General features: G+C 55.1%; 16 protein-coding genes. 4 read left to right on the top strand and 12 right to left on the bottom strand.

Annotated features, from left to right (window positions below; genetic code table 11):
• Position 1 precedes the first annotated feature (1 nt).
• Both OSH09_RS03725 and OSH09_RS03730 read right to left on the bottom strand, forming a co-directional pair.
• Positions 2 to 790 carry a class I SAM-dependent methyltransferase gene (locus OSH09_RS03725; RefSeq protein WP_266120199.1) on the bottom strand — a complete coding sequence of 263 codons (789 nt, stop codon included), beginning with the start codon at positions 788 to 790 and terminating at the stop codon, positions 2 to 4.
• Between the two features lie 190 nt (positions 791 to 980).
• Positions 981 to 1,406, bottom strand: a complete 426-nt coding sequence (locus OSH09_RS03730) for a universal stress protein (protein ID WP_207874824.1) — start codon at positions 1,404 to 1,406, stop codon at positions 981 to 983.
• A 252-nt stretch (positions 1,407 to 1,658) separates the two neighbouring features.
• Here OSH09_RS03730 and OSH09_RS03735 point away from each other — a divergent pair, with 252 nt between their 5' ends.
• Complete coding sequence (locus OSH09_RS03735; protein ID WP_207874825.1) at positions 1,659 to 1,994, top strand: c-type cytochrome; 336 nt, start codon at positions 1,659 to 1,661, stop codon at positions 1,992 to 1,994.
• A gap of 81 nt (positions 1,995 to 2,075) precedes the next feature.
• On the opposite strand, the gene OSH09_RS03740 is transcribed toward OSH09_RS03735, so the two are convergent.
• The 3 genes from OSH09_RS03740 to OSH09_RS03750 form a co-directional block, all read right to left on the bottom strand.
• The gene (locus tag OSH09_RS03740; protein ID WP_222668047.1) at positions 2,076 to 3,293 is read right to left on the bottom strand and encodes a cyanate transporter; all 1,218 of its coding nucleotides are present in this window, start codon (positions 3,291 to 3,293) and stop codon (positions 2,076 to 2,078) included.
• Positions 3,294 to 3,358: 65 nt separating this feature from the next.
• Positions 3,359 to 4,033: an ankyrin repeat domain-containing protein gene (locus OSH09_RS03745; RefSeq protein WP_207874827.1), complete on the bottom strand. Its 675-nt coding sequence runs from the start codon at positions 4,031 to 4,033 to the stop codon at positions 3,359 to 3,361.
• Positions 4,034 to 4,134: 101 nt separating this feature from the next.
• Positions 4,135 to 5,088 (bottom strand): LysR family transcriptional regulator, encoded by a 954-nt coding sequence (locus tag OSH09_RS03750; RefSeq protein ID WP_207874828.1) that lies wholly within the window; start codon positions 5,086 to 5,088, stop codon positions 4,135 to 4,137.
• 141 nt (positions 5,089 to 5,229) lie between these two features.
• On the opposite strand from OSH09_RS03750, the gene OSH09_RS03755 reads away from it, so the two are divergent.
• From OSH09_RS03755 to OSH09_RS03765, 3 genes are all read left to right on the top strand, one after another.
• A complete protein-coding gene (locus OSH09_RS03755; RefSeq protein ID WP_207874829.1) occupies positions 5,230 to 5,547 on the top strand; it encodes a DUF4148 domain-containing protein in 318 nt (105 codons plus the stop codon).
• Between the two features lie 139 nt (positions 5,548 to 5,686).
• Positions 5,687 to 8,149, top strand: a complete 2,463-nt coding sequence (locus tag OSH09_RS03760) for a heavy metal translocating P-type ATPase (protein ID WP_266120200.1) — start codon at positions 5,687 to 5,689, stop codon at positions 8,147 to 8,149.
• Positions 8,150 to 8,249: 100 nt separating this feature from the next.
• Positions 8,250 to 9,206 (top strand): LysR family transcriptional regulator, encoded by a 957-nt coding sequence (locus OSH09_RS03765; RefSeq protein WP_266120536.1) that lies wholly within the window; start codon positions 8,250 to 8,252, stop codon positions 9,204 to 9,206.
• A gap of 28 nt (positions 9,207 to 9,234) precedes the next feature.
• Here the strand turns inward: OSH09_RS03765 and OSH09_RS03770 are convergent, their stop codons facing one another.
• From OSH09_RS03770 to OSH09_RS03800, 7 genes are all read right to left on the bottom strand, one after another.
• Complete coding sequence (locus OSH09_RS03770) at positions 9,235 to 10,644, bottom strand: aspartate ammonia-lyase (RefSeq protein ID WP_266120201.1); 1,410 nt, start codon at positions 10,642 to 10,644, stop codon at positions 9,235 to 9,237.
• An 88-nt stretch (positions 10,645 to 10,732) separates the two neighbouring features.
• The gene (locus OSH09_RS03775) at positions 10,733 to 11,308 is read right to left on the bottom strand and encodes a prolyl-tRNA synthetase associated domain-containing protein (RefSeq protein WP_266120202.1); all 576 of its coding nucleotides are present in this window, start codon (positions 11,306 to 11,308) and stop codon (positions 10,733 to 10,735) included.
• Complete coding sequence (locus OSH09_RS03780) at positions 11,301 to 12,617, bottom strand: MFS transporter (protein ID WP_266120203.1); 1,317 nt, start codon at positions 12,615 to 12,617, stop codon at positions 11,301 to 11,303. Before OSH09_RS03780 ends, OSH09_RS03775 begins: the two co-directional genes overlap by 8 nt.
• A 424-nt stretch (positions 12,618 to 13,041) precedes the next feature.
• The gene (locus OSH09_RS03785) at positions 13,042 to 13,482 is read right to left on the bottom strand and encodes a YtoQ family protein (protein WP_266120204.1); all 441 of its coding nucleotides are present in this window, start codon (positions 13,480 to 13,482) and stop codon (positions 13,042 to 13,044) included.
• 172 nt (positions 13,483 to 13,654) lie between these two features.
• Positions 13,655 to 14,680, bottom strand: coding sequence for a cyclase family protein (locus OSH09_RS03790; protein WP_266120205.1), 1,026 nt, complete (start codon positions 14,678 to 14,680; stop codon positions 13,655 to 13,657).
• A 52-nt stretch (positions 14,681 to 14,732) separates the two neighbouring features.
• Positions 14,733 to 15,449 carry a DsbA family oxidoreductase gene (locus tag OSH09_RS03795; RefSeq protein WP_266120206.1) on the bottom strand — a complete coding sequence of 239 codons (717 nt, stop codon included), beginning with the start codon at positions 15,447 to 15,449 and terminating at the stop codon, positions 14,733 to 14,735.
• Positions 15,450 to 15,551: 102 nt separating this feature from the next.
• The gene (locus tag OSH09_RS03800; protein WP_266120207.1) at positions 15,552 to 16,484 is read right to left on the bottom strand and encodes a LysR family transcriptional regulator; all 933 of its coding nucleotides are present in this window, start codon (positions 16,482 to 16,484) and stop codon (positions 15,552 to 15,554) included.
• Positions 16,485 to 16,492: the final 8 nt, after the last annotated feature.

A 16,492-nucleotide genomic window follows, 5' to 3' on the forward strand; every position in this document is an offset into this window, starting at 1 on the left:
CTTAAGCGGGCTTGAGACTGCGCGTAGCAATAAAGCTAGGCAGATACTTCTCGATTTCAAAGCGTGGGGCGGGGTGCATTTCTTCGATGTAATCGACCAGATGCAAACCCGCTTCCAACTGCCCGCCAATTTGCTGTGCAAAGGAATGACCAAACATCAAGGGTTCCATTCGATCCTGCTTGGCTTGCAAGGCCTCTGCATCCAGACTGCTCAAATCCGAATAGGGCACCGTGAATTTAGGACGAATCAAACCTTGCTGTGCATAGCTGGGATCACGGTCTGCAATAAACACCGCCGGATTAAAGAAGCTGGACAGCAAATGCCCGCCCGGACGTAACACGCGAGCACACTCCTGCCAGACCAGGCTGATATTGGGTACATACTGGTTAGAGACCGGATGCAGAATCAGATCAAAACTCTCGGACGCGAAGCGCGACAAATCGCACATATCGCCTTGTTCAATCTGCAATGACAAACCATCGCGCTCAGCCACCATGCGGTCTTTGTCCAGCTGCCCGGCGGACAGATCAAACACCGTTACCTGCGCCCCAGCCGCCGCCAAAATAGGGGCTTGCTGCCCACCCGCGCTGGCCAGACACAGAATCGACTTGCCCTGCACATCCCCCAGCCAATCCGCAGGTACAGGAGAAGGCAGCAAATGCACCTGCCACTGCCCCTGACGAGCTTTTTCTACCTGTTCACTGCTGACAGGCAAAGACCAGGGGCTTTCTGTTTGCGCCTGCTTGTCCCAGGCACGGGCATTGTGATCAAGTAAGGACGTATCTGACATAGGATCTTCTTATGAAATCAAAAGCAAAATCTATTGAAACACAGACGTATCTGGCTTGGCATTAAGGCAGGATTTTTTTATCTGCGCTGTCCGAGAAAGTTCCATCACACGACTAGCACCTCCACTTCCCAGGCAGGCATCAAAAAGGCCGTCTCAAAGACGGCCTTTCCAGACGTACAGTCAGCTCCGCTTACTTGATCAAGGTAACGGGCACTTTAACCAGACTCAACACCTTGGTCGTCACCGAACCCAACACCAGACCGGGCAGGGCGCTCAGGCCACGTGTACCCATCACAATGTGGTCGACATTATTCTTTTCCACATAGTCTTTAATTGTCTGGGCAGCGTTGCCCGCAATAATGCTTTCCTTGATCTTCAGGGGCGAATCAGCCAGCACGGCACGGGCAGGCAACAAGGCGTTGCTACCTTCGTCCTGGTAGTACGCCTGAAGCACATCTTCAGAGAAGAAACGCTTGACGTTACCGGACACGATAGGGGTAGGCACCGCCAGCACATGCAAAGTGGCTTCCGGCTTGCCCTCTAGTATGTCAACTGCCGCTTGCAGAGCACGAGTGGAAGCATCAGAGCCATCAACAGGGACGAGAACATTAAGCATGAAGACCTCTTTTGTAGTGTGTGAACTGTTTAAGTATGAAGCAACAACTTTTACTAGGACATTACCGAATAAGCGCGCCGACCAACTTGATTAGCATCAAGGCCCACCGCTATTTTTCAAAGGCTGTTCTATCATAACCGTATGATCACGAAGTGAATGCCACATAGCCCCATTTATGTGCGGAAAAACAGAAGCGCAGCATTCATTCCACGCCATCTTTCCTGCGCCGGTTTTACTTAGGAGATTCCCCTCATGACCTTGAAGCAACTGCTGGTCTGTACTGCCTTGTTAAGTACCGGTTTCAGTGCGCAGGCAGCCGAACCCAGTTTTGATTCGGTCAACGATATTCTGACGAAAAACGCCTGTCTGGCCTGTCATACCGTAGACAGGAAAGTGGTGGGTCCTGCCTACAAGGATATCGCCGCCAAACGCAAAGATGATCCTGCCAACGCAGAGATCCTGGCCCAGCATGTGCGGCAAGGCAGCAAAGGCGTATACGGCCCTTTGCCCATGCCTGCCAACCCCGTTATCTCCGACGATGACATCAAGGCAGTGGTGGATTGGATTATGGCGGGTGCGCCTAAATAAGGCATTTCTGACACAAGAAAAACGGCCCGGGTCATATCCATGCCCAGGCCGTTTTTTATGTGCTGCAAGCTTGAAGAAAAATCAGGCGTCCGGATTCATCTTGCGTGCGTAATTGGCCGGTTGGAAGCTCCAGGCCATCACCGCCACAATAATTGCCAAAGCGGCATGCACCATCCAGCCTGCTTGAAAGCCACCACTGACTTCGCGCAACTGCACGCTAATCATGGGGAACAAGGCGGCAATCGGGAAACCACCGCCTTGCATCAGGGCGCTTAAGGTACCCGCACGAGCAGCATCAGGGAAATGGTCCAGAGCCACCAGCAGCAGCAAGGAGAAGCAGCCCCCCAAGCCGATACCGATAATAATCGCCCACAAGTAAGGGGCCATATCGGGTATCCAGGCAAAGGCCAGAAAACCTATACATTGGAAAGCCAGAGCCAGCCATACCCACAGGCGTCTATCCTTGTTCTTGGCCGCCAAGGTCGGCAAGCCAAAGGCCGCAATCGCCTGGGCCACCGACAAAACAGCCACCAGGCCACCGCTGGCCTCCGCAGTCCAGCCTCTATCCTGGTAAAAAGTCGCCAGCCAGGTCACCAAAGATGCATAGCCGCCGTTGATCAGACCAAAGCAGACAATCAGGGTCCAGGTGCGGGGACGGCGCAACAAGTCCAAAGAGGGAGGCGACAAGTTCGCACCCGGTTTCTCACGCGGCACAACCTTCCAGGCAATCCACAAAGCCACACTGATCGGCAAGGCCCAGAAGGCCAGCGCAATACGCCAACTATCGGTCAAGGAACTGACCCAAGGGGTCACTTGAGCGCCCAGGGCTCCACCACCCATCAAGGTTGCGGAGTACACGCCGGTGACTTGGGCAATATGTCGGGGAAATTGCTCTTTGATCAAGCCAGGCATTCCAGCCTGCAACAAGGACACGCCCAAACCACAGATCAGCGCCGTGGCAATCAGGCTGGCCCCATTGGGTACAAACCAGCGCAGCACACAGCCCAGACACAGAAGCAGCAGGGAAGTGATCAGCACATGGCGCAAGGCCATCACGCGCCGCAAGGAGGGCATACAGAAAGCCCCCAGACCCATCACCATCATGGGTAATAAAGTCAGCCAGGCCAGACTGCTCAAAGGCATGTTCAGGCCCTCGGCCACCTGTCGAGCCAATGTGCCGCTGGAGGTTAGAAAAGGGCGTAGATTCAGCCCAACCAGAATGACGAAAGCCAGCCATAAACCTGGGCTGGCCTGTGCCCCCGTCGATGTGGCGGTCGGGGCAGTCTGAAAAGAAGACATAGAATCGTTATTGTTGTGATTAGAAGAAAAACAGCGAGGAACAAGCCACAGCACTGGCGCAAGGCCTAAGGATTCGCTCCGGCTTGTTCCAGAATACGGGCCATCTCGGTCTGACTGCGCTGTTGCGCCAGGCTCAAGGGCAACACGCCCTGACGATCCGGCAAATTCACATCGGCTCCCGCCTTGATCAGCAGTCGCAACACTTCTTGATGCTCGGGGCCGCCATCGGACAGCACAATGGCTTCATGCAAAGCCGTCCAGCCCAAATAATTCACATGATTGGGGTCAACGCCCGCCTGCAACAACAGACGAACTATATCCACATACCCATGTTCAGCAGCCGGAATCAGTGCAGTGCCGCCGTAGCGGTTTACACTGCGCAAATCCGCGCCATTCTCCAGCGTCATGCGCAGGATTTCCAAGCGGCCCTGTGCACCGGCAACCAGATAAGGACTGTCGTGAATGGCATCGGCCTGATTCACATCCGCACCCGCGCGAATCAACTGCCGAGCAATATCAATATGGTTCAACCAGGTTGCGCGCAACAAGGGGCTTTGCCCTTGATCGTCGCTGACCCCCACCGTAGAGCGGGCCCGTTTTTCGGACAGGATTTCGCGCACTTTGGCACCATCCCCTTGCTCTACCGCTTCCAGCAATACTGTTTGCGACCACGCATTGCCACTGGCTAATGCCAAGCTGATGGCAAATCCTGCCAGCCAGCCCTGCCGTGTTCTTCTCATGCGCTTCCCCCATCTTGACATCGGTCCCGCAGGACCAAACGCCTATAAATAGCATAGTTAGGCCCGAACCAACACAGCCTGAGTACGATACTGCTTATTTTTTATGGGTAAGGCTGGGCCGCCGCGGCTACATCCAGCTCAGGTTGGGACATCAATCTGTCCAGTTCGCTACGCAGGTAGTTCAAGAACACACGGGTTTTTTGAGGCATCAGGCGTGATGGCAACAAAGCAAGAATAGGGAAGGGTGCGAACTCCCAGTCGGGCAAGACACGCTCCAAATGCGCACAATCCGGGTCCAGTTTACGTTCCAGCAAGGAAGAGGCGGTGATACCCAAATCATGCACAGCCAGTTTGCGCATCATGATGGCGTTATTGACGGTGATCGAACCTTCCACCATCGCGTCGTAACGCTCCTGATTCGGGCCGCGCAAGGACCAGACCCGATCCGTGCTGGCAGGCCGGGCACAAATACAGGTGTGTCCCGCCAATTCGGAAGGATGCTTGGGGCGCCCCTTGCGGTCCAGATAGTTGCGCGTGGCATACAGCCCCAGCCGAATCTGGCCCAACATCGTGGCAACGGCGCTTGAGTCAGGCTGAGCACCCACACGGATGACGCAATCGTAGTTATCGGCCTGCAAATCAATAGGCCGTATGGTCAGGTCAAACTCCAGCTCAATGTCCGGATACTGCTGATTGAACCCTCGAATAATGGCGGGCATCAGCACAATACTGAAACTGGCTGGCATGGACACCCGCAAGCGTCCTTTCGGTGTCTGAGCCACATCCAGCAATTGTTCATGAGCCAGACGGGCCTGCTCGACCACGGCCAGACAACGCTCGAAATAGACTTGCCCGGCGTCGGTCACATCCACATTGCGCGTACTGCGTTTCAGCAGGGCGACACCCACTTCTTTTTCCAGTTCACGAATGCGACGTGACACGGTAGAAACCGGCATACCCAGGGCCTGAGCGGCACGGCTGAAGTGGCGGGCGCGGGCCACTTCCACGAAGATTGCAATGTCGTTGAGCAGGGGCCCGGCGATAATGGTACTCATTTGAATTGTTCCATGAATGGAAATACGTTTGCAATATTAAGGGTTTTTACTAGGTCTGGAAAGGCTCATACTCCATCTAACGATTCGCTAAACACAAGAGCGAACCACCGAAAAACACACCGTAGATATTTGGAGTAAATAATGAAAAACATCGCACGCGCAACTATCGCCAGCCTGATTCTGGGTGCTTCTGCTTTGAGCGGTACCGCTATGGCCGCCACCAACAACGTCGCTACCGGCGAAAACCTGAACTACCCAACGGTCCAATCGAGCGACGCTCCTTTGAGCCGCCAGCAAGTGGTTCAAGAACTGGCTGCTGCTCAAGAGCAAGGCTACATTAGCACAGGCTCCATGGGCGACTACCCACGCATCGACACCCGCTCCGAGCTGAGCCGCGACCAAGTTGCTGCTCAAGCCAAAGACTGGAACAACAACAACGGTTCGTTCGTCGCTTACTAAGCTGATTGAGCCCTAGTTAGTCCTGACTTTCCCCCTTGAAACGCCTCTTCGGAGGCGTTTTTTTATATCTCGTGTTGACCTTCCCATCGGGTCAAGCCCTAAAGTGGCTTCATTGACGATCCATTGAAGGGTGATTTCGATGACAACAAGCGCTTCAAACCAAGGCTCACGCCTGACTTTAGATGTGGAAGGCATGACCTGCGCCTCCTGCGTCAGTCGGGTTGAAAAGATTATTGGCAAGGTTCCCGGGGTGCAATTGGCCCAGGTTAATCTGGCCACCAACAAGGCAACCGTGGATTTCGAGGGGGCTTCCCCCATCGAGGCCATTATGCAGGCTGTGGAAAAGGGTGGTTACAAAATCACCCAGCAAGACATTGTGCTGGATGTGCAGGACATGACTTGCGCCTCTTGCGTAGGCCGGGTTGAAAAAGCCTTGCTGAAAGTACCGGGTGTACAAAAAGCTGCGGTCAATTTGGCCACTGCCAAAGCACATGTTCAAGTGGCACAAGGTGTCAAGGTGCCCGACCTGATTCAAGCGGTGAGCAAAGCCGGGTATCCCGCCAGCCTGGCCGAAGCCGCCGTCAACAACGACCAGTTCGAGCGCGCCGAACAAACCTACGAAACCCTGCGCAAGCGTTTCTGGCTAGCCACGATTTTGGCCTTGCCCGTCTTTATTCTGGAAATGGGCGGCCATATGGTGCCTGCTTTCCATCACTGGGTTGCCAGCACCATTGGGACCCAGAACAGTTGGTTGATCCAGTTTGTCCTGACCACGCTGGTTCTGGTCTTCCCAGGTCGCGAGTTCTACACCAAAGGCATTCCCGTGCTGTTACGTGGCGGCCCGGACATGAATTCGCTGGTCGCCGTGGGCACCTTGGCGGCCTATGCCTTTTCACTGGTGGCTACCTTTGCGCCCCAATGGTTACCGGCTGAATCTGTCTATGTGTACTTTGAGGCTGCCGCCGTCATCGTGGCCTTGATTCTGCTTGGCCGTGTGATGGAAGCCCGCGCCAAGGGCCGTACCTCCGAAGCGATTCAACGCTTGCTCAGTCTGCAACCACCTACCGCTCGCGTACGTCGCGACGGCCAAGAAATGGAGCTGCCTTTAGCGGATCTGCATACCGGCGATATCGTCCTGGTTCGCCCCGGCGAGCGTATTCCGGTTGATGGTGATGTCGTTGCCGGTCAAAGCTATGTGGACGAATCCATGGTGACGGGCGAATCCATTGCTGTCTCCAAATCCCAAGGCGATAAGGTCATTGGCGGCACGGTGAACCAGAAAGGCTCGCTGGAATTTGAAGCCACTGCCGTGGGGCAGGACACCGTACTGGCCAATATTGTCTCCATGGTTGAACAGGCCCAAGGCTCCAAGCTGCCGATTCAAGCGGTGGTCGACAAAATCACCCTGTGGTTTGTGCCAGCCGTCATGACCTTGGCCGTGCTGACTGCGATTGTCTGGCTGATTTTTGGTCCATCACCCGCACTGAGCTTTTCATTGGTCAACGCTGTCGCTGTGCTGATTATTGCTTGCCCTTGCGCCATGGGTCTGGCGACCCCTACCTCCATCATGGTGGGAACCGGCCGCGCCGCTCAGGCTGGGGTGCTCTTTCGTAAAGGGGATTCCCTGCAAGCGCTGCGCGATGTGAAAGTCGTAGCCGTGGATAAAACCGGCACCTTAACCAAAGGCGCTCCCGAACTGACGGACTTTGTCATCGCTCCCGGTGAAAACCAGGATCAGGCTTTGGCCGCCATTGCCGCCCTGGAAAACTACTCCGAACATCCCATTGCCCAGGCAATTGTCAGCGCTGCCAAGGACAAGCAAATCACACTGCCCAAAGCCGAGCAGTTTGAGTCCCTGACCGGTTTAGGTGTTACCGCCCAGATTGGTGCTGACCAATGGCATGTGGGTGCAGACCGCTTGATGACACAGTTAGGCGCAGACCTGTCTGCTTTTGCAGAGCAAGCCCAGACCCTGGCACAAGAAGGCAAAACACCGATGTACGCCGCCCGCAACAAGCAGGTGATTGCCTTGCTGGCCGTGGCCGACCCCATCAAGGAAACCACCCCGCAGGCCATTGAGCAACTACACGCCCGTGGCATCAAGGTCGTCATGATTACCGGCGACAACCGCCACACGGCCAATGCCATCGCCCGTCGTCTGAACATTGATGAGGTCGTGGCAGAAGTGATGCCCGAAGGCAAAGTGCAGGCCGTCCAGGCCTTGCGTGAAACCCATCAGCATCTGGCCTACGTGGGTGACGGTATTAACGATGCACCGGCGCTGGCAGTGGCCGACGTAGGGATTGCGATTGGTACTGGTACGGACATTGCCATCGAAGCCGCGGACGTGGTCTTGATGTCGGGTGATATGCAGGGCGTGGTTACTGCCATTTCCCTGTCTCACGCCACCATGCGCAACATTCATCAAAACCTGTTTTGGGCCTTTGCGTACAACGTGGCATTGATTCCGGTGGCGGCGGGTGTGCTGTATCCCTTTAATGGCACCTTGCTCTCGCCCATGTTTGCCGCCGGGGCCATGGCCTTGTCCAGCGTCTTTGTCGTCAGTAATGCCTTGCGTTTGCGTCGTGTGAAGCTGAGCTAAAATCAGGGCCGTGCTTATTGTAAGCACGGCCCAATTTTCCCCAGTCCTCTCCTTCATGCGCCAAGCTCGCTGAACTATGCAAGAAACTCGCCCCATCGACATGCAAGCGTTGCGGATCTTTCTGACCACGGCTCAGGACTGTAATATGTCCAAAGCCGCCGAACGACTGGGTATTACCCAATCCGCCGTCTCTCAGTCCATACGCTTACTGGAGGAGAACTTTGGGACGCCCTTGCTGAACCGTTCGGCTCGGCCTTTGACCTTGACCGCCGCCGGTCTGACCTTGGTGAATAGAGGGACAACACTCTTGAACCAGGCCATGAACCTGCGCGGCTCCGTGATTGAAGCCAGCCAGGGGATCAAGCCTAATTTACGAGTCGGACTGGTGGACTCCTTTGCCGCCAGTTGCGGCACGCCCTTAGTTCAGGAGCTACTACGTGGCACCGCACAGTTGTCAGTACGCACGGGTTTGACACCCAATCTGGCCGAAGCGCTGGTACGGCGGGAACTGGATCTGGTGATCTCAACCCGCACACTGGATATAGAGGGAATAGGGAATCACTTTCTGATGTCGGAGCGATTTCTGGTCATTGCCCCCAAGGGGCTGGCTTTCCCATGTACCAGCATGGCGGACCTGATCACGCTGTCCAAGCAACTGCCATTGATCCGTTTTAACGCCCAATCTCACTTGGGTACGCAAGTCGAGCGCTCCCTGCGTCAAGCAAGTATCAGCTCGGCCCGCCGTTTGGAAGTGGAAACAGCAGACACACTGACGTCCATGGTAGCGGGGGGAATTGGCTGGGCGATCACCACACCCTTGTGTCTGCTTCAAGGTGCTCGATCCGCAGGGGCTTTGCATTTGGGATTTGTGCCCGAGCTTAATGCTGAACGTCGGCTGTATCTCCACGTCCGCACAGGCGAATATGGTCAACTGGGCAAGGACACCTTTGAGTTGGCAGCCACTGTTTTGGGGACGCATGCTCGCAACGAGCTGCAAGCCATCAATCCCATTTTGCCGCAGTTGATCCAGCTTTATCCCTGGGTAGATGCTCCCTAAGCACACTTAGGGAGCCACAAGAACATAATCAAAACACGGGTATAGAAGCCTTCTGAATTGCCTGCACAGCCTGTTCTCTAGACAGGACCCCGGACTCTTCAAGAATTTCTAGCAAGGGTCGCTGCTCTACGACCGATTGACGCGCCAGCTTGCTGACTTTGGCATAGCCCAATGTGGGTACCAAAGCCGTGGCAACTGCCATGGAGCGCAACACATGGTTTTCATTGCGAGTGCGGTCCGCGCAGATGCCAGCGACACACAGGCAATTAAAGCGCTGAATGCCTTGAGTCAACATATGGATGCTGTCAAAAATCCGCGAAGCCACGACCGGCTCGAAATGGTTGATTTCCAGCTCGCCATACTGCACCGCCTGCGCCACAGCCACATCATTACCCACGACCGCAAAGCTGAGCTGAATCATGGCCATAGGCAGAACCGGATTGACCTTGCCGGGCATGATGGATGAACCGGCCTGGGCTTCTGGTAAACGCAACTCACCCAAGCCACCTGTTGGCCCGGAAGACAGCAAAGTCAGATCTGCGGCGACCTTAGCCAAGGCCGTTGCGCAAGTACGCAACTCGGCCGAGACTCGGGAGAAGGTATCCATGTTCTGCATGGCATCAAACGAATTGTCCGGTGCCTGGTAGCGAACACCTGTCAGCTTCGCCAAGTGGGCATACACCGCTGCACGATAACCCTCAGGAGCCCCAAAGCCCGTGCCAATCGCGGTGCCGCCTAGTGGCAAAATGCATAGCTTTTCACGTACTGCTACCAGCTCCGCTTGCAAGCGTTGCGCCAGAGCGGCATAGCCTTCAAACACATGACCCAGTCGCATGGGTTGAGCGTCCTGCAAACAGGTGCGGCCCAGGTGCAGAATATCTGCAAACTCCGCAGCTTTCTGGCTGAAGGTCTGGCCCAGCTCGCCCACCGCATCAATCAAACCCGCTAGCATGTCATACGTCGCCATTTTCTGAGCAGACGGGTACGCATCATTGGTGGATTGAGAGCGATTGACGTGGTCATTCGGGTGCACCACCTCGTAAGAACCGACAGGTTTGCCCAGAATCTCCTGGGCTCGATTGGCGATCACCTCATTGAAGTTCATATTGGTGGACGTCCCACCCGAGCCTTCCATCAGATCCACAATCAGGGAATCAGCCAGTTTCCCATCCAGCAACTCCTGGCAAGCCTGCGCAATCGCATTGGCAATCTCGGGGCTGATTACACCGCAGTCCCGGTTGGCCAAGGCGGCTGCCCACTTCACCTGCGCAAAAGCCTGGATAAAAGCAGGGTAGTGGCCCACAGTTTGGGTCGAGACGGACAAATTGTCCTTACCCCGTACGCTATTGACGCCGTAATACTTGCTGCAAGGAATGGATACCTGGCCCACGTAATCATTTTCAGTACGTACTGACTCAACGTTAGAAGACACTTCCATATTTACTCCTACAATGCTGACAAGTGCTCCACCCACGACGGGCAGAGCACTCTGAACATCAATGTCCTGTTTTTTGAAAAAATCCCGGCTATGTACTGGCAGGGTGGGAGCGAGAGGGGATAGCGACCGTTTCCATCCGGTGGCCCGTCAGAACCAGGAATCGGCTGAAATCCTCTTGGCTGATAGAAACCGTGGCGGTATTGCGCAGCGGGTGAAATAGAAACTGGACTTCACCCGACAAGCTCGCATCCCACAACAAACGGACTTTCTGCGCCTGGGCATCTCCAACGAGTGCAAACGGACTCAAAGCCCCCGATGCCACCTGCAAAAGCTCGTGCATCTGTTCGGCAGGACACAGGGACAATCTGCCTGCCCCCATTAATTGCCCCAAGGCGGCCAGATCAATACTGGTCTCGGGCGCCAGCACCACCAGAAAGAAGACCCGGTTCTTCTTGTCTCGCACCAGCAAATTCTTGCAGCGGCGTCCGGACAAGGCGATGTTCAGTTCGGCGGAGTCCGCCATCGTAAACACGGCCGGGTGGTTGACCCGTTCAAACCCGATGCCTGCTTGCTCCAGATAGGCCAGCAAGGTCTCCTGCGTCCACTCTTCAAAGCCTTGAGCGCTTTGCCATTCATGGGGGACGAGAGGGTGGGTGTTAGACATCAGCCAATCTCATGCGCGATGTTTCAGGGGCCCACAAATACGAGACCAAAGCACCGAAGAGCAGGACGACGACACACGCTCCCAGAGCAATGGAAACCCCATGGTTTTGAACAATGCTGGGCAGCAGGAAGGTACTGATGGCTGCACCAAAACGGCTGGTCGCGGTAGCAAAACCCACACCCGTGCCACGCAGATGCGTCGGGAACAGCTCAGGTGGGTAAATAAATTCCAGATTAGCCGAGGCCGACAGAATCAAGGCAAACAGGGCAAACGCGATAATCACTCCCGTCGAGTCCAGCACACCGGCCGCCATCACGGACAAGACCGCGGCACCAGCAATGAACGTACCGATCAGAAAGGAGCGGCGCGCAATTCGGTCTACCACCATGGTCCCGATGACCGCACCCAGAAGCAGGAAGGCGTTATAGGTCAGACCACCGACATACTTGTCTGTCACATTGAGCGACTCAAGGATCTTGGGCAAGAAGGTGCCCAGAGCGAAGTAGGGAATCACCTGGCAAGCATAGAAGATGCCACCCACTGCCGTGTTCTTGCGCCATTTCTTGGAAAACAGCTCTTTCCATTCCCCACCTGTTTTTTGCGGTACAGGACCAGCCTCCGGCAACACGATGCCATCGCCCAGTTTTTTGCGAACAATCTCCTGCGCTTCTTGTATTCGACCCTTGCGGATCAGCCACAGCGGCGACTCCGGCACGCCCAGTCGGAATACAAAGATCAGCAAGGCCGGTACAGCACTAACCACCAACATATAACGCCACGCATCAGGCCCCAGATCACGCAGCAAAAAACCGGCTGCATAGGAGCAGGCATAGCCAGCCACCCAGGCAATCGCCATGATGCTCAACAGGCGACCTCGAAAACGCACGGGCGAGAGCTCGGTCAACAGCGCTTTACTGACCACATAATCAAAGCCCAGCACCACACCCAGAGCAAAACGCAACAAGAGCATTTGCCAGGCTTCGGTGACAAAAAACTGGGCAATCGAGAGCACGGCGGCAAACAGCATGTCCCATGCAAAAATCTTGCGTCGACCCACACGGTCCACAATCACGCCCGATACCAGGCTACCCAGGAACAGCCCCGCCAAGGCCGCCGCTCCCAACAAACCCATCCAGACGGCATTCAGGTTCAGCGGTACTGCCGCCAGGGCAATGGCCAAACCAATAATTCCCAGCTCAAAACCATCTGCAAACTGCCCTCCGCAGGCTGTCGACCCCACACGAAGGTGAAAGCGCCGAAACGGCACATTCTCAAATTGGGTAATCTGACCCGACATGGACCCACTCATATTTTGTCTCCTCTATTTGCGACTAAGCAGTAGTAGGAGCGCATTGTAGGCAGCATAAGAAGCAGAAAGAATGATGAATTGGATAGTATTAATTTATTTTATAGTTAATCCGAAGCGGCACTTATCAAGGATAGCCATAGCGATTCCAATTCTAAAAATTAGACTGTTCCGGAGCGCCTAGGTACATGTACTCGCCGCCCAACCGCAGGATCGCCACCCTACACGCCATTTAAAACCTGTCGTTTTAAAGACAGGCCTATTTATTCTTATTTCCAACTGGGGTGAAGTACGTCTGGTAAAGACCTGCAGTCACGCAGCTAAACTACAAGCGTAAAAAATGCCGTCCACCAGGGCGGCATTTTCTTTGAACAGAAAGGCCCGCATCCGCTCTGGATCAGGCCTGTCCCGTTCTGGGCCTCATCACTCAGGCTTTCAAGGTATAGCGCAGGATTTCCACGATTTGCTCGGGTGATGTCGCCCAGGCTTGTGCGCTGGCATCGACTTCCTTCAAAGGATGGATGATGTCTTCGGCATGCAAAGTCACATACGGTTTGCCCAAGGCCGCACAGAAACCGGCGTCAAAAGCGGCATTCCACTGCTTGTACTTGCCCCCGAAGCGAACCACCACCAAATCAGCTTGCTCAATCAAGGTCCGGGTACGGATAGCATTGATTTTGGAGGATTTGTGATCACGCCAGAAGCCCTCACTGGCCGGACCCAGGTGATCGCCTGCCGCATCGCTGGCATCGTGGTCGGTTACTGGGCTGGTAAAACAGATATCCAGTCCTGCTGCCTTTGCACCCTGAGCAATCTGCTCGCGCCAATCCGTGTGAATTTCGCCGGACAGATAAACGGTGTAAGTCATTACGCACTCCATAAAGAAAAAGCCGGGCGCCTTTCCAACAGGCGCCCGGCGCATTCAAACCTGGCTAACAGTAGCATATTGAGCGGTGTCTGATAGCAGCCAAACGCGATAGCCTTTATCAAAACCTGTCGCAACGCAGGCCTTTTAGCGTGCCTTTGAGTTCATTACTCTCTTAGCGAAGCGGAATGGCGACGGGGCGCAAGGGAGCGGCATCACCACCTCGGATTTTCAGCGGACCACCAATAAAGGCAAACTCGTAGACCTTGTCCTTGGACAATTCGTCCAGCGCGATCAACTCAATAATCGGGGCTCCCTGTTGGGCCAGCAGATAGGTGTGCAAAGGCACGTAGTCGTCCTGAACTTCAGACGGGAAGGTCTCAAAGCTCAAGTTGTCTGCACCTACGATCATGGCGCCGCCTTCCTCAACCAGATAACGGGCCGCATCCAGACCCATGCCGGGAGGGGCATTCATATAGGCTTTGGGGTCATTGAACAGCTTCATGCGCCCTGTGCGAATCAGCACAATATCGCCTTCTTTCAGTACCGTTTTTTGACGGGCCAGGGCATCTTTCAAATCCTGGCGGGTAATGCGGTATTGGTCGGGCAACATCTCTACGCCTTTGGCAGCCGCCACGTCGATCAGAACACCTCGGGCGATCAAGGGCGGAAATTTCTCTATGCCAGTACGGTTCCAGCCACGATCACCCAGATGCTCATCCGCCTTGAATCCGTTCCAGATTTCCCCATGAATGCCGAAGTGGTTCAGCGCATCGATATGCGTGCCGGTATGGCTATACATGGAAAAAGCCGTACCGGTATAGCTACGAACGGTGTTCATGTCTTTACCCACACCCATCGGATCATCGATCTCAGTACCGCGTGGGGTATGGGTCATCCAGAACTGATAATGCGGGTCGCCCGCATCTTGCCAGCTTGGCATGCCCAAATAATAGTCAGTGGCCAAGTCATACACTTTCGAGCCATCCAGACGAGACAGAATGGCAGCGCGAGAGGCGGGGGTAATCAGGTTGAGGCGGCCAATTTCATCGTCCGGCCCCCAGGGGCTGATACCCACTTCCTGCCCACTCAAGGACGGGGCAGCACTGGTCTGGGGAACAGAATGAGCTAAAGAGACGCTGAGGCTGCTTGCACCAACCAGCAACAAACCGAGCAGACGGTGAGAGAAACGAATAGACATGGGATGTCCTTGTAAGAGAGGGGGTATAAGAAGGAAAAGAGGGAAAAACCGTTTACAGCAGTGCTTGCAAACGGTTTTTAAGAAGATCGACAGATTGGGTCTGCAGACGCGCCAACACCTCACCCGTCTCGGGAGAGGAAACCAGCAAGGTGGGAATAGAGCGGATACCAAGCCGTGCCGCTTCGCTGCGGTCCGCCTGCACCCGTTGATGAGCCAGTTCGCTGTCCATGGCACTCAAAAAAGCAGCACCGTCAAAACCTTGCGCGACGGCAAGAGCCAGCAAGGTATCCAGATCACCAATATTGCGACTGTCTTTCAAATGGGCGCGTTGCACCGCATCGAAGTAGTCCCAATGGCCTTTATCTCCCGCCAGTAAATGGGCCGCCTGGCAGGCAAGTGCAGACAGCATGCCATTGGGGTACTCGAAGCTCTGCGCCCGCATGCCGTCGATATTGATGGACTGGGAATCATCCTGTTGAGCGCAGGCGGCCCAGTGCCCAAGGATTTCGTGTTTGGCGCGCTCCATGGAGCCAAAAGCCTGCACCATCTGCTCGCGGCTATCTTGCAGCACAAAAGTATGGTGGCGAACGTGAATCCCCAGTTCGGCAGCAACCTGGCGTAGCCGAGGGGACATGACATAACACCATCCGCAGACGGCATCATGGAAGAAATCAATAATCAGAGGGGCAACAAGAGGGGCAGGCGTGGCGGTGTCGGGGGAGGCGACGTCCGGGGAAGCGATCTTGTCATTCTGGGTTTGAAGCAGCATTGTGATGTCCTTGTAATATGGTCATCACAATAGCAATCCCAAGGGCTGGGAATAAGCACGTGGCGGTGCAAACAGTTTTTACTGTAGGTTTAGAAAGCCCGCTTAGGAGGCAGCGGACATGGCTTCAGGCAGCCGTTCCGCCAGATAATCCACAAAGGCTTTGACCTTGGGCTGCAAGTGACGATTGGTTGGATAGACGGCATAGATATGGCGGGGTTCATTGACGAAGTCGGGCAAGATACGCTGCAACTGCCCATTGACGATAGCGGGGTCCGCCAGAAAAGACGGTAAAGCGCCGATACCCAAGCCTGCAATCAGAAAATCCCGCAGCATCAGGCTGTTATTGACCTGGCTATGTTCACCTGCAAACAGCAGCGCGGTATGGCTTTGAAGAGGGCTGGGTGTGCTGTTTTCAAAATCGCTATCAAACACTATGCCTTGGGTATGGGCCAGGCTGTAGCTGATCATTTGGTGCGCGCGCAGATCCTGAAGTGTCTGTGGTTCGCCATGCTGCTTCAAATACACAGGCGCCGCACACAGCTTTTGTTCAAGCGTGGCCAAGCGGCGGGCGATCAAAGTGGAGTCGTCCAGACTGCTGCGCAAGCGCACGGACACATCAAAGCCATGCGCCACGGCATCCACGATGCGGTCTTCCATCACCAGCTCCAGCTTCAAATCCGGGTACTGGCGCAGAAAATCCGTAATAAGCGGAGAGAGAACACTAAGCGCAAAAGACAAGGGGGCATTCACGCGCAGGGTGCCTGCCACCCGCTGCGATTGCTGTTTCACCGAACGCTCCAAAGCGTCCAGCTCATCCAGTATCCGACAGCATTCTGCGTAATAACTGCGGCCTGTTTCCGTCAGGCTCATGCTGCGCGTGGTGCGCTGAATAAGCACCGTATCCAGATGGGCTTCCAGTGTCCGCAATTGCTTGCTAAGGCCTGCTGCCGATATCCCTAAATCCTCGGCCGCTTTGGCCAGCCCGCCCAATTCGACAATCCGTCGAAACGTGCGCATGACATTAAAAGTATCCATAAGGGATG

Source organism: Alcaligenes parafaecalis (assembly GCF_026344135.1).
GTDB lineage: Bacteria > Pseudomonadota > Gammaproteobacteria > Burkholderiales > Burkholderiaceae_B > Alcaligenes > Alcaligenes parafaecalis.